The 13989-nt window shown below is 63.9% G+C and carries 7 protein-coding genes; 1 reads left to right on the plus strand and 6 read right to left on the minus strand.

The annotated features are described in order from the left end of the window. The first annotated feature begins 6 nt into the window (after positions 1-6). Complete coding sequence (locus ACGK9R_RS07205) at positions 7-834, plus strand: alpha/beta hydrolase fold domain-containing protein (RefSeq protein ID WP_394579712.1); 828 nt, start codon at positions 7-9, stop codon at positions 832-834. Here the strand turns inward: ACGK9R_RS07205 and ACGK9R_RS07210 are convergent. The 6 genes from ACGK9R_RS07210 to ACGK9R_RS07235 form a co-directional block, all read right to left on the minus strand. Further along, a complete protein-coding gene (locus tag ACGK9R_RS07210; RefSeq protein WP_394579750.1) occupies positions 825-1718 on the minus strand; it encodes an ABC transporter substrate-binding protein in 894 nt (297 codons plus the stop codon). The two genes, ACGK9R_RS07205 and ACGK9R_RS07210, sit on opposite strands and share 10 nt — an antisense overlap. Positions 1719-1898: 180 nt before the next feature. Further along, positions 1899-2870 (minus strand): GlxA family transcriptional regulator, encoded by a 972-nt coding sequence (locus ACGK9R_RS07215; protein WP_394579714.1) that lies wholly within the window; start codon positions 2868-2870, stop codon positions 1899-1901. An 84-nt stretch (positions 2871-2954) separates the two neighbouring features. Beyond that, positions 2955-4133, minus strand: a complete 1179-nt coding sequence (locus ACGK9R_RS07220) for an HlyD family efflux transporter periplasmic adaptor subunit (protein ID WP_394579716.1) — start codon at positions 4131-4133, stop codon at positions 2955-2957. Continuing rightward, positions 4120-6345, minus strand: coding sequence for a type I secretion system permease/ATPase (locus tag ACGK9R_RS07225; protein WP_394579718.1), 2226 nt, complete (start codon positions 6343-6345; stop codon positions 4120-4122). The genes ACGK9R_RS07220 and ACGK9R_RS07225 overlap by 14 nt, the downstream gene beginning before the upstream one ends. Beyond that, positions 6329-7627: a TolC family protein gene (locus ACGK9R_RS07230; RefSeq protein WP_394579720.1), complete on the minus strand. Its 1299-nt coding sequence runs from the start codon at positions 7625-7627 to the stop codon at positions 6329-6331. The genes ACGK9R_RS07225 and ACGK9R_RS07230 overlap by 17 nt, the downstream gene beginning before the upstream one ends. 86 nt (positions 7628-7713) lie before the next feature. Then, positions 7714-13974: an Ig-like domain-containing protein gene (locus ACGK9R_RS07235; RefSeq protein ID WP_394579722.1), complete on the minus strand. Its 6261-nt coding sequence runs from the start codon at positions 13972-13974 to the stop codon at positions 7714-7716. Positions 13975-13989: the final 15 nt, after the last annotated feature.

The following is a 13989-nucleotide window of genomic DNA, read 5'->3' on the forward strand; positions in this document are numbered from 1 at the left end:
TCGGCCATGAAGATCGAGACGTTCATTCGCCGCTTCGAGGCGGGCCTGGAACCCCTTGCAACGCTGCCGATCGCCCTGGCGCGCAAGCGTTACGATGCGCTCTGCCAATCGTTCGCGCCGCCAGATCCAGCGGGTATGCGAATCGACGACGCCGCCGTCGATGGCCTCCCCTTACGGCGCTTTGTCCCGGCTGGCGCTGCACGCGCGCCGGTGGTGTTTCTACACGGCGGCGGCTTTACGCTCGGCTCGAGCGCAAGCCACCACGGTATCGCCGCGAGCCTGGCCCAAGCCCTTGGCCGCGAAGTCATCAGCCTCGACTACCCGCGGGCACCGGAGGCGAGCTACGCGGCGACGACGCGGCGCTGCATCGATGTCATCGAAGCGCTCTGCCCGGCCGCGCTGGTTGGCGACAGCGCCGGGGCGCGCCTGGCGATGGATTGCTCCCACGCGGCCGGGCTCGAGGTGCCGCTTGGACTGGTCTATCCGCCGGTGAACGACCTGCGGGCGCAAACGCTCGGCCCGGACGCCCCGCTTCTAAGCCGCCAGGACGTGCTGTTTCTTTCGCCGCTTTGCCCGCCGCTTGGCGACGCCTCGCCCACGCCGTTACCAAACAGCGTCGTCGAAGTGCTGGCGGTCGAGCACGACCCCTTGACCGCACCGCTTGAACGAGTGGTGGCGGCGTGGCGCCGCGAAGGGGCGTCGGTCGGCTACCGCTGCGCGCCGCACATGGTGCACGCCGCCCTGCACGCCCACGCGCATTTACCCGAGATGCAGAGCGCTTGGCAAACGTTCTGCCAGGCGCTCAAGGATCATCTGGGTGCGGCTTATTCGTAAGCGGCTTTTACTGCGTCGATGGCGGGCGTGCCGTCCTTCGCCTCGACCCCTTCGAGCCAGCCTGCGACCGTATCCAGGTGGGCGCCGATCCAGTCGGATGCGACCTCGTCCGCCGGGCGATCCTCGAAACTATAGCCGTGGACCCACTCGTTCTGATCCTCGATATCCACCGTGAACTGGGAAAGGAAGCGATGCAGCGCCGGGTACTCATCGGCTAGCGACGCCGGTACGACCGTCCAGACGGTGCTTTCGATGGCGGCGATGCCCGCATCGTCGGCATCCTCCAGATAGGCCAGGTCGAAGCTCACGTTCATCCAGTGCGGCTCCCAGCCGACGAACGTGACCCACTCTTCATCGTTCATCTTCTGCTCGGCCTGAGCCAGCATCGCCGAGGTCGAGCTTTCTCGCAGGCGCCAGTCGCCGAGCCCGGCCAGGTCGTTGTCGATCGCCTCCAGCACCGCGGTATTGATCCCGGTGCCCGCTTCGATGCCCTGGATTTCACCGCCAAAGCGCTTCTTGTAGCGGTCCAGATCGGCCACCGAGGTCACGCCGGCATCGTACACGTAGCGCGGTACTACCAGCCCCGAGTTCGCACCCTGAATGTTGGAGACGAGCTTTTCCACCTCGCCGTTTTCAATCAACGGCTCGACCATATCGGTCTGTACCGGGTACCAACCGCCCAGGTAGACGTCGATATCGCCCCGGGTCAGCCCTTCGAGAATCACGCTCACGGCCAACTCACGCTGGCGAGTCTCGTACCCCATCGCCTCCATGAGCTGAGCGGCCACCTCGGTCTTGACCGTTACCCCCGGCCAGGGCGGCACGCCGAATCGCACTTCGTCAAGCGCAGCCAGCGCCGCAGGGGCTGCGGCGAGCCCGCCCATACTCAAGGCGCCGAGGGTGAGCGCGCGGCCAGCGCCAGCACAGCGCAGAACGTATCGGGGAAAATTCGTTAGAGAAGTCTTCATTCACTGCACCTTGATCGAGAACGATCGACCAGTGTGACGTCTTTCACCAGCCTGAATTGACTCAGTGCGACGTTATAACAACGCTATGCGCCGTTTCTAGCGCCGTTGTGCCTGGCGGCGGGCAGCGGTTGGCGAATAGCCGAAGCGGATCTTGAACGCACGCGCAAAACTCGAACTCGAGCCGAAGCCGCAGGCGACGCCGACCGCCAAAATGCTCATGCCGGTTTCGGTCAACAGCCGCTCGGCCCGCTCCAGGCGCAGGTTCAGATACCATTGGCGTGGCGTCGCCCCGAGCTGATGCTCGAACAGGCGCTGCAACTGGCGAGGAGACACATCGCACTGACGGGCGATCTCGGCAAGCGCCAGCGGCTCCTCCAGGTAGCGCTCCATCAGCGCCACCGCCTCGACCAGGCGGCGATTATGGCTGCCCAGCCGCCTGGCCAGCGACATGCGCTGCTGGTCGTGGTGGCTTCGCAAGCGTTCGTGAATCAGCTGCTCGGAAACCGCCACCGCCAGCGTCGCGCCGTGGCGCCGCGCGATCATCTCCAGCGCCATGTCCATCGCCGCTGCGCCGCCGGCGCAGGAGAAACGCCGCTCGCCAAGCTCGAAGAGCTCATCGGAGGTTTCGAGCCAGGGGAAGCGCTCGCGAAACACCGGCAGGCTCTCCCAGTGCAGCGTGACCCGCTCGCCTTCGAGTAGCCCCGCCGCCGCGAGCAAAAAACCGCCGGTGTCGAGCCCGCCCAGCGCACAGCCGGCCTGGTCAAGCCGGTGGAGCCAACCCATCAGCGCCCGGTCGAGATGGCGTTCGGGCTCGAAGCCACTGCACAGCGCCAGCGACGCCATCTCCACCGAGCCGATCGGCTGATCGACCACCAGCGTCATCTCGTTGCTGGCGGTGACCGGCTCGCCGTCCAGGCTGATCAAGCGCCACTCGAACAGCGCCTTACCGCTGATACGGTTGGCAATACGCAGCGGCTCGACGGCAGAGAAGAACGCCATCATCGAAAAACGGGGCAGCAGTAAAAAGCCGATACGCTCGGGGAGCGGCCCGGAATAGTGCAGACGCAAGGTGTCTCCTGATGGGCTGAAAGGATGTCAGGGGGCCCGTCATGTTACACGCAGGCGGGTAAGCGTGCCTCAATCCTTCGTGCCTCAATAGAGGCGCGCCTTGATCAGCGGTTTCAACAGGTAGCTCAATAGCGAGCGCTCGCCGGTCTGGATATCCACGTCGGCGCGCATGCCGGGGCGAATGGGCAGGGTTTCGCCGTGGCGTACCAGGTGCGTTTCATCGGTAACGATCAGCACTTCGTAGAAGGCTTCGGTGCCGCGGGGGGTCTCCTCTTCGATGGTGTCTTCGCTGATCTGCTCGACCTGACCCTTTAGATCGCCGTAAATGGTGTAGTCGTAGGCAGTGATCTTGACGCTGGCCGGCATGCCCGGCGCGATGAACGCTACGTCCTGGGGCTTGACCCTGGCTTCGATTAAAAGACGATCCTCGATGGGGGTGATCTCCATGATTGGCTCGCCGGATTGAATCACACCGCCGAGCGTGGTGACCAGAATCTCGTTGACTCGCCCGCGCACCGGCGAGCGGATTTCCGTACGGGTGAGCTGATCACGACGCTGCAGCATGATCTGCTCGAGGGTGGCGAGCTCCGCTTTCTTGGTAGCAAGCTCGGTATAAGCCTCCTGTACGTAGGTGTTGCGAAGTTCCGCCAGCCGCCCGGCGAGTCCGGCGATGGTCTGGCTCAGCTTGAGTGACTCCATCTCGCTGACCGAGCGGCTTCGCACCAGCGGCTCCACCAATGAAAGCTGGCGCCGCGCCAGCGCGATCTCTTCATTGAGCGAGCTTTGCGCCTCACGAAGCCTCCCCCGGCGGGCGGTAAAGAGCGCCTGCTCCGAGCGCGCAAGCCCCCCTTCCGGGTCGATCTCGGCAGGGAAGTCGATTGCCTCCTGCTCAAGCACCTCGGCCTCGAGCCGCGCAATGGCCGCCTGGAGCACTTCGATCTGGCTCAGGGTTTCCAGAAAAGCGCTGCGAAAACGCGTCTCGTCCAGGCGAACCAGCGGCTGGCCGACCTCCACCCGGTCGCCCCGGCCCACCAATAGCTCGGCAATGATGCCGCCCTCGAAACTCTGAATCGTTTGCAGGCGGGTGAAAGGCACCACCTTGCCCTCGCCCTTGGTCACCTCGTTGATCGTCGCCCAGCCCGCCCAGCCGATGAAGGCGATGAAGGCAAAAAAACTTACCCATAGTATGACGTGGCTGCGTTTAGGGCTCAGCGTCAGGCGCGGATCGCCGAGTTCGTGACGGATCGCTTCACTGGGTGTCATGGCGGCGCACTCCCTGAGGTTTTCTGGCGGGTACCTTGACCTGGTTACCGCTGACCACGCCCTCTACCGGTCCATCCATGGCAAGCCGGCCCTCGCTCAGCACGATGGCGCGCTGGGTCAGCGCCAGAAGCGACGACTTGTGGGTCGAAAGAATCAGCGTTCGGTTTTCGAGCCAGCCGTTCAAGGTTTCGATGACGCGGCGCTCGTTGGTCTGGTCAAAAGCGGCGGTGGGCTCGTCGAGCAGTACGATACGCGGGTCCTGAAGCAGAAGCCGGGTAAGCCCCACGGCCTGGCGCTGGCCGCCAGAAAGACTGGCATTACCTTGAATCGGCAAGTCGAGCCCCTGAGGGTGGCGGCCAACGAAGCTGCCAAGGCCCACCGACTCTAGCGCCTCGAGCAGCGCCTCGTCGCTGTGGGCGTGGCCGTCGAGCAGCAGGTTCTCCCGCAGAGTGCCGTAAAATAGCGCGATATCCTGAGGGAGGTAGCCGATCGCGCGACGCTTGTCCGCGGGCTCGAGCTGGGCGATGTTGACACCGTCGAGCAGGATCTCGCCGGCGTCCACATCGGCAAGCCCGGCGAGCAGCCGTAGAAGGCTCGATTTGCCCGCGCCGTTGCCGCCCAGCAGCGCAATACGCTCGCCGGCGGCGATATCGAGCACATCAAGGTTGAGCGCTGGTGGGCTATCCTGCTGGTAAGCGAGCTTCACGCCCTCGAGATGATAGGTGCCCGCAAGCGAGGTCTTGTGCACGAACGAGCGTCCTTCCGGGCGCTCGACCGGCGCTTTCATCACCTCGTCGAGGCCTTCGAGCGCGACCTTGACGTGCTGCCAGCGGGTCAGAATGCCGGCGACCTGACTCATCGGCGAAATGGTGCGCGAGGCGAGAATCGTGCAGGCGATCAGCGCGCCCACGGTCAAGGCGCCGGCGCTGATCTGATACACGCCGACGATCACCACTCCGATATAGCAAAGCTGCTGTACGAAGGCGGCGCCAAAGCTCAAGGTCGAGCTTAGCGAGCGCATTTTCACCCCGGCATCGGCAAGCTCCGCCGAAAGCGAATCCCAGATTTTCAAGTGGCGGGCCTCGGCTCGGGTGGTCTTCACCGTTTCGAGGTTCTCCAGCGTTTCCAGCACCACGCCCTGGCGAATGGCGCCTTCGCGCAGGTTCTGGCGGGCAAGCGTTGCAAGCCTGGGCTGAGCGAGAAGCCCCGGCAGCACCATCAGTACCACCGCCGCCAGCGGCACCCAGGCGATCGGCCCGCCGATATAGGCGATCACTCCGATAAATAGAATGACGAAGGGTAGATCGCTGATCGCGCCGATGGTCGAAGAGGTAAAGAATTCACGCACCGATTCGAATTCGCGAAGCTGGCTACTGAACGCCCCGGTGGAGCCGGGCTTGGCTGAGAGGCGAAGCTGCATCACCTGCTCAAAAAGCCTCGAGGAGAGGCTCAAATCAAGGCGCTTGCCGGTGGTGTCGATCAACCGGGCACGCAGCACGCGCAACACGAACTCGAGAGTGGCGGCCAGCGCCACGCCGCTGGCCAGAATCCAGAGCGTGTCCAGTGCATTGTTGGGCACTACCCGGTCATACACTTGCATGGCGAAAATCGCCGTGGCAATGGCGAGCAGGTTTGCCATCAATGCGGCCACGCCGACCTCCGCATAGGTTTTCCACTGCCGCCGTACCGGCCCCTTTAGCCAGTGCTCTTTTTTCGTTTTAGCAAAGTTACCGGCACGCGCATCGGCCCGGTATACCTGGCGCGCCACCACTGCCACGCCGGAGTAACGCGCCGTCAGGGTCTCGAGCGCCAGGCGCTCCTCGCCGCCGCCGGTTTCGGGTACGAGAATCGTGGCCTCGCCGGCATCGACACGCACCAACAGGCACACCGCGCCGTGTTCGAGCATCAAAAGCGCCGGTAGCAAGCCCTCGCCCAGACGAGTCAGCGACATCTCGACCGCTCGCCCGGTCATGCCGATACGCTTGAGTGCCCGGGGCACCAGGTTCAGCGGTAACCGCCCCTGCTCCAAAGCAAAGCCGTCGGTCAGCTCCACCTCGGTGGTGGGTCGGCCAAGCTCGCGGCACAGCAGCGCCAGGCCTTCGTTGAAGTCTTCGCCTGGTGGGGCCAAAGGCGCTGCGTCGGTACGCGTGTTTTCATTACCGCCGGGCTTTTCGCTTTTTGTGGCGCGCGAGCGACTATCGCGATGCTGCATGCGAGGTCCTTAGGAGATGCTCCATCTTCTGCGGGGGGGCGGTAATCAATGCATGAAGAAGGCCCAACTGCGCCGCCGCGCGGTACTGCATGCGCCGCTGCTCGGTCGCAAGCTCGACCAACTGGCGCTCGGCCTCGAAGGCGTCGCGCTGCAGGCTGAGAAGATCCAACACGTCACGCAAGCCGACCGAAAACTGCTCTTCGTAGACATCGACCACGTTCGAGGCGTTGTCCAACTGCGCGCTCAGCGCCTCTTCGCGAAAGCCGAGCGCTTCGTGATTTTCGATCAGCGAGGTCAGCGACCGCCCCAGGTCACGTCGCGCCACCTCGACGCCCCAGCGTGCCGCTTCCAAACGCTGCTCGGCGGACTGGGTGCGGCGCAGGTTGGAAAACCCTTGAAAGCTATCCATGCGAAACCGTAGCGCCACCACGGTGTCGTCCTCCATGGTGCCGCCGATTTCGCGGCGCAGCACCGACCCTTCCAGATTGAGCTTGGGTAAAAGCGCCGCTCGCGCTTCTTCGGTGCCGGCACGCGCCTCGGCAATGCGCTCTTCACCCTGGCGAAACTGAGGTGCATCCAGAATCGCCTCGGACAGCATTTCCGGAGAGGCTTGCAGCATTTGGGTGAACGTCATCGGTTCGGGCAGCGATATATCGTTCGGCACCGCGCCCACCAGCTGGCGAAACTGAAGTTCCGCATCCCGGCGGATACCCGCCTCCTGGGCCGCTTGCTCTCTCGCCCGGGCAATTTCCAGCGCCGCCCGGTCGCTTTCGGTCCGATCGGCGTAGCCGATGTCGCTGCGCGAGCGGGCAAGCGCAGCGATCCGCTCAAGCGACTCGATGTGGCGTTCGACCACCGCCTCACGGCGCCGGGCGTTGACCACGTCGAGATACACTTCGGTGACATCCAGCGCCGCCTCTTCGGCGACGAGCCTGAGTTCCTGCTCGTACTGGCGGTAGGTAGCGGACGCCCCTTCCACCTGACTACTCACCCGCCCCCAGTCGTACAGCGTCTGGCTGGCGGTCAAGTCGTAGCCGAAGTTACTGGTCGAAAACCCTTCGGGCCCGGCGGAAAGCGCGACCGTCGGCCAGTAGCCGTCCCGCGCGATATCCACCTCGGTGCCCGCCTCGGCCAGCTCCTGCTCGGCCTGGGCCACCATCGGATTGATCTCGAGGCCGCGGCGCACCGCCTCGTCGAGCGTTATCCCCAGCCCCGGTAAAGGGGCCAGGCATAGCGGTACCACAGAAAGTACCAACCAGACACGGTGTCTTGTCATTGTCATTCGCCATCGCGTTTTCTCGGGCTTGCAAGGCGCCGCCTCCCGGCGCCCTTTTTCACTGCAGCCTGCCAGTTCGACCATCGCTTCGATCAAGACACCTCCGCTACGTTATTGATGGTTTGTTCGATGAGTAGAATGACGTCCTGATTGGTGTACTCGTTGAACACCACCCCATCAACGGTCTGCGTGCCCGCCGAGCGGCTCCAGCTACCCCCGGCAAGCTCGACCCGATCCTGCCCGCCACCGGTGACCTGTAGAACGTTGTCGTCATCGGTCAGCTCGATCAGCTCCTGGCGGCCCAGGCGCAGGGTGTTCGCTCCGTTGTTACGGCCAAGCGCGATACGCTCGACGTTACTGATCTCGCCGATCGTCGAACTGGTCAGGTTCAGGTTGATGCCCGTGCCGAGTGCGACGATATCGAACCCGTCGCCACCATCGATGCTGGCGAACTGGGTGCTGCGCAGCACGATGACGTCGTCGCCAGTGCCGGTGCTGATGACATCGGCGCCGCCGGTGCTAATGACCACATCGTTACCATCCTCGGTAGTGAAGGTCTGATTACGCGCACTGCCCTGCACGAGATCGGCGCGGTCGCTGCCGTCGTAGAAGGAGGTATTCACCGTCAGCGGATCGGTGCGGCCGACAACACCGCCCAGCACTCCACCGAGCAAGTTATTGAGCGCTCCGGTAGGGTTGGCGAGCACCGACTCCGCCGAGCCGATATTGACGACTTCGGTAGTGCTTTGTGAGCCGTCATTGCGTAGAGCGGTGAATCCAACGCTAACTCCTTGGCCACCCAACAAAAAGCCTGTAACGTCACTGAGCAAGGTATTTATCAACGAAGCGTTTGTAGAGAATCCCCCGTTCGATCCAACGGCGATAGTGGCGCTATTCAACGACGTGAACAGGTCGTTCTGATAGACATCCATCCGCACGGAGTTGGCACCGGGAGCATTGCCCTCAAGTAGCGGAGGCTGAGCTACCAGATTGAGGATATTACCCAACGCTGACGGGGTACGAATCTGTAGCCCGGATGGGGCGGCAACGAGCGTGGGCACGCTGACCGTCTCGGTGATATCGCCGCCCACGACCGCGCGAATCTGGCTGCCCGCCGTGGCGGGTTGGTCGAGCACCAGACGCCAATCGCCTTCGCCGTTCACTTGGGTGTTGTAGGTAGTACTGCCCACGGTAATGACCACGGCCGCGCCCGCCTCGCCGCCTCCGCTGATAATGTACCCAGCGGTCTGATTGATGGTGGGCACGTAGTCCAGGCCGACCTCGGGGCTGACCAGCACGCTGGTATCCCCCAGCGTGATCTGCTGATAGGTGACGCCATCGACTACCACCGTGCCCATCGAAGACGCGGCGCCGGTAATCAACAGGCTGTTCGACGCGCCGCCGATGATCTGAAGCGAGCCGCCGTCGCCGGCCAGCGCACTTGCGGTTTCGGCGTCGAGTTGCACCGTGCTGCCGCTGGTGCCCAGGTTCAAGCGCTGAACGTTGCTCATGCGCGCGAAGTCAGCAAGCTCGAGGGTCAGCCCCTGCTCGACGAGCAGTGTATTGGTGCCGGCGCCGCCGTCGATGCTGACGAAATCAGCACTTCGCAGCACGATCAGGTCGTCACCGCCGCGCGCCTCGATGGATTGACCGGCACCGACGATGAGAACGTCCGATTCAGGCGTACCGATGACCGTGGTCTCGCCTGCGCTACCAAAAGTGAGCGTGGCCAACGACCCGCCCAGCAGTCTCACTTCCGTGGTGCCGACCACCCCCTCGGGCGAGGTGTACTCGAGGGTAAGCCCCACGCCGCGCCCGCTCAGAAGTCCCGCAACGCCGCCTAGAAGATTCAGCGACGTCACCGCAGATCCCAGCGCCGCGCCCACGTTTAGCGAAAGCGTGCCATTGGGGTTGTTGCTTAATGGCACGTTGACCCCGGCAAGCCCTGAAACATCCAGCGTTGCGGTCAGCGTACTGCCCTCCGGCAGCACGATATTGGTCAGACTCGGCACGACCCCGGCACCGCCCACCACCAGATCGGTGAGCGGGCTCAGATCCAGGGTAGAGAGCGGTACCGGCAGCAGGTCTACCAGATTCGCGTTGACCGGTGAGACGCTGCGGTTGCCCTGGGCGTCCGTCGCCACGGCGGTGATCGACGCCTGAAGCAGGTCGTTGAGGCTGAAACTCAATCGGGGGTCAGCCAGCAGATTCACCGCGAATTGGCCGTTTTCATCGGAGCCGACGGTAAGGGTCTGGGTCACGCCCGCAAGGCGAACATCGAGCTGTACCGTTGCACCCGGGTCGGTCACCCCGATCAGCGATCCGGTGAAATCAAGAAGCGACACCACCGGCCCCAGGATATTGAAATCGTTCAGAGTGACGATTTCGCCTTCGTTGCCTGCGGCATCAAAAGAGGAAAGCTGCAGATCGAGGCTTCTCAGATCCAGCAGATCGCCCAGATCATCGCCTAGAAGCTCCCCGAGGTTCAGGGCCAGCACGAACAGGTCGATCACGAACTGTCCGCTGGCGTTCTGGCTAAGAAGTCCCGGGTAGTCATCGGTATCCAGAATGCGCACCGTGTCCTCGTTATCTTCGATACGCAGCCGGATGCCTTCACCGGGGTTGAATAGAGTGCCCAACAGGATGCCATTACCGGCAACCTCCACGCCCTCATCCACCGCGCGGCCCGGGGGAATGGTATCGAGCACGAAGTCCACGTCCATCGAGCCAGCGCTACCGCCAATTTGCACTTGGGCGCTCGCCGGCTGGAAGGCGTACTCGGTGGGAATGTCCAGCGAGAACGTCGCGAAGCCGTTGGCGACATCCGCCGCGGTCAAGGTGTAGGTCAGCGTGGCGATACTCACCCCCTCGGCGAGCTCACCGCCGGGCCGGGCGATCACCTCCAGCGTAACGATTTCGCCTTCCTGGACACTCAGACCACCAAAACCGACCTGCACCTCGGCGCTCGTGGCTTCGACTTCGTTGATCCAGCCGTCATCGGCGGCCTCGATGACCAGCACCGGCTGGAGAATATCGATGTCAAGACCAGGGCTCGTGCTGCCGATGCCGGGGTTGCCGGCCAGATCGGTGAAACTTCCATTCTCAAGCGTGATCGATGCGCTAGTGGCCGTGCCGTCCGGACGGAACGTGGCGGTCCAGGTCGCGCCACCGTTGACGCTACTCAGATTGGAAAGCCGCCCACCGGTGACCGTGAAGTCACCAAGGGCAAGGCCCGTGACCGGCTCGCTGAAGCTGAAGGTTACCTCGGTAGTTTCCTGGGACGTCAAGGGGCGGCCCTGCACGGCGAAGCTGATCGACTCGAGTGACGGTCGGTCGATATCCACCGTGATGTCGTCAAGGCTCGCCGGCTGACCCGGGTTGCCGGCCAGGTCGGTATAGCTTGCCCCGGCCAGGGTAATGCTCGCCGGGCCGGACACGGCGCCTGGCTGGAAGGTCGCGGTCCAGACGGTACCGTTCTCGCTCGCAAGATCAACCAGCGTGCCGCCGGTCACAGCGACATCCGCAAGAGTGAAGTTCTCGATGGGCTCGCTGAAGGTAAAGGTCACCAGCGCCTCGTCGCCAGCGCCGATTAGTGTATCCGAAATGGCGATGGTCGCAGTGGGGGCGAGGGTATCGATCACCACATCAACCGGCGCGGACGCCCCAACGTTTCCGACCTCGTTGGCCACCGTGGCCACGAGCTCCACGGTGTTGCCATCGATATCGCGCAGAAAACTTGCCGGTATCGACACGCTCCAGCTGCCGTTCTCAACCACTCCCTCGAAGGTGGCACCGGCAATGGCGAGAGTCACTGGGGCGCCTACCGGAGCACCTTCCACCGTGCCGGTCACCTCCAAACCGTTGGCGATATTCTGCGCGTTGACGATGTTGTCACCGGTCAGCGGGTCGATCGTCACGGTGGGTGTAGAGAGGTCGACGGTGTAATCTGCCGTGTCTACGATGGTGCCCACATTGCCCGCCGCGTCCCGAGCGGCGAGCGCGAAGCTTACCTCCGGCGGCGTGGCGCTGGCGAGCAGGCTTCCCAGTACCGCCACATTAAAGGCGCCATCTGCTCCGACGGTGGTGCGGTACTCGCCGTCACCCACGGTGATCAGGAGCTCATCGCCCGCGCGGAACTCACCATCGACGCGCCCGCGGATCTCGACGCTGCGCCCCGACTCGGCGATGTTGATGATGTTGTCTGCGGTGATCGGGGCCACCTCGATGAAGGTGGTCGCGTCATTGGGCGCAACCGTATCGAGCACGAAACCGATCACGTTGGACACCGCAGAGCCACTACCCGCCCCATCGGTGATTTGCGCGGACACGCTGTAGCCTGCGTCAAGCAAAGCGGTCTCGCTTTCGAGCACCACGCTCATCGCGCCGGCGGTGACGTCCTCATCGGTTACGGTGTAATCGAATTCCAGGGTCTCGCCGCCGCCGGTCAGCGTAACGGTGAGCGTATCGCCCGCCTGGGTGCCGGGGGTCAACATCACGCCCAGCTCGATGCCTTCATCCGCCGCCTCGGCATTGATGAACCCGTTGATCAGCGCCGGTAGCGCGATAAACGGCGCATCGGTGCCGTTTTCACCGCCGGGGCTCGTCACGTCTACCACGATCGGGGCCAGCTCGCCCTCCAGGCTCTGGTTACCCGCAATGTCGGTTTGGCGGGCCAACACCTGCCCGTCCACGTAGACACCTTCCGGCAGGATAAAGTTTGTGCCAGTGCCCGCCGTCCAGGTGTCTCCCCCATCGGTGCTGTACTCCCAGCTCGCCCCCTCTTCCAGACCATTTACCAGCACCGTACCGTCGCTGGTCACGTCGTCATCGACGCCGGTGTTGGTGGCAAGCGTAAGCGTGGGGGCAGCGGGGGCGGTCGTATCGATCGTGACCGTTTCCAGCGTACGGGGAGCGCTGGTGATCTCACCAAGCGTTTGACGTACCAGCACGCTGCCCGCCGGGTAGGTGCCATCTACCAACTCGAAGCTGGCATCGGTGCCGTCGGTCCAGCTGTCGCCACCATCGGTGCTGTACTCCCAGGTGGCGCCCTCGACCAGGCCCAGCACGTTCACGGTGCCGTTGCTGGTGATACCGTCCACCGCGCCGGTATCCTCGGCAAGCGCAAGCGTCGGCGCCTCGACCGGCGTGGGCGGCTCGATGTTCAGGTCAACGGTGATCGCGCCGAATTCGGCCACCTCACTGACGTTACCCGCTGCATCGAACTGGCGCGCCTGAATCTGACCAGCCGTGTAGACACCCTCGGGAAGGATAAAGCTTCCGTTATTGCCGTCGATCCAAGCGCCGTCGGTGTCCAGCCGGTACTGCCAAGTCGCGCCGGGCTCGAGACCACCGACCAGAATGGTGCCATCGGCGGTAATGCCATCGCCTTCGACACCGGTGTCGTTGGCCAGTGTCAGCGTCGGTGCCTGTGGGGGTATGGTATCGATGACCACCGGCCCCAGGGTCGCCAGCGGGCTAACGTTACCCGCTGGATCGGTCTGGCGAACCTGAATATCATCCAGCGCGTAAGGACCATCCGGTAGCGTAAAGCTATCACCCTCGCCCACCAGCCAGTTCGACCCGCCGTCCAGGCTGTACTCCCAGAACGCATCCTCTTCGATTCCCGTGACGCTGACGGTCCCGTCGTTGATAAGCTCGCCTTCCAGCGCCAGGGTGGCGATGGGGGCTTCCGGGGCCGACACGTCGATGGTGACGGCAACGCCCAGTTCGAAAGACTCACTCACGTTGCCGGCGCGGTCGGTCTGGCGCACCTGCACGTCGCCGATCCCGTAGTCGCCCTGGGGCAATGTGAAGCTCGTGCCCGTACCGATCAGCCAGCTGTCACCGCCATCGAGCGAGTACTCCCAAATGGCCTCGGGCTCGAGGTTGCCCACGTTGACGGTGCCGTCGTTGGTGATCGGGCTTTCATCGGCAAGCGTGGCCGTCGGGGATTCCGGGGCGGTGAGATCGATCACGACCGCGCCGACCCGGGCGGGTGTACTCACGTTGCCCGCGCCGTCGGTCTGGCGGACCTGCACGGTACCGGCGGCGTAGCTGCCTTCCGGCAGCTCGAAGCTCGCCCCGGTGCCCGCCAGCCAGGTGGTGCCGCCGTTGATGGAATACTCCCAGGTGGCGCCGTCGAGAATGCCGTCGACATCCACCGTGGCGTCGTTGGTGATCGGTCCGTCACCGATCAGGGTGGCTATCGGTGCCGGAGGCGGCGTGGTGACCACGCTGATCGCCTCCGCGATGCTGCCGGATTCGCTGACGTTGCCCGCGCCGTCGGTCTGGCGTACCTGAATGGTATCCGCCGCGTAGCTGCCTTGGGGCAGCAGGAAGCGATCGCCGGTCACCGGCTGCCAGTTCAA

Source organism: Halomonas sp. HNIBRBA4712 (genome assembly GCF_043558675.1).
In the GTDB taxonomy this organism is placed as follows: Bacteria; Pseudomonadota; Gammaproteobacteria; order Pseudomonadales; family Halomonadaceae; genus Vreelandella.

Coding starts and splice junctions, on each gene's coding strand:
- ACGK9R_RS07205 (WP_394579712.1), top strand. CDS start 7: ATGAAGATCGAGACGTTCATTCGCCGCTTCGAGGCGGGCCTGGAACCC.
- ACGK9R_RS07210 (WP_394579750.1), bottom strand. CDS start 1,718: ATGGGCGGGCTCGCCGCAGCCCCTGCGGCGCTGGCTGCGCTTGACGAA.
- ACGK9R_RS07220 (WP_394579716.1), bottom strand. CDS start 4,133: ATGACACCCAGTGAAGCGATCCGTCACGAACTCGGCGATCCGCGCCTG.
- ACGK9R_RS07225 (WP_394579718.1), bottom strand. CDS start 6,345: ATGCAGCATCGCGATAGTCGCTCGCGCGCCACAAAAAGCGAAAAGCCC.
- ACGK9R_RS07230 (WP_394579720.1), bottom strand. CDS start 7,627: ATGACAATGACAAGACACCGTGTCTGGTTGGTACTTTCTGTGGTACCG.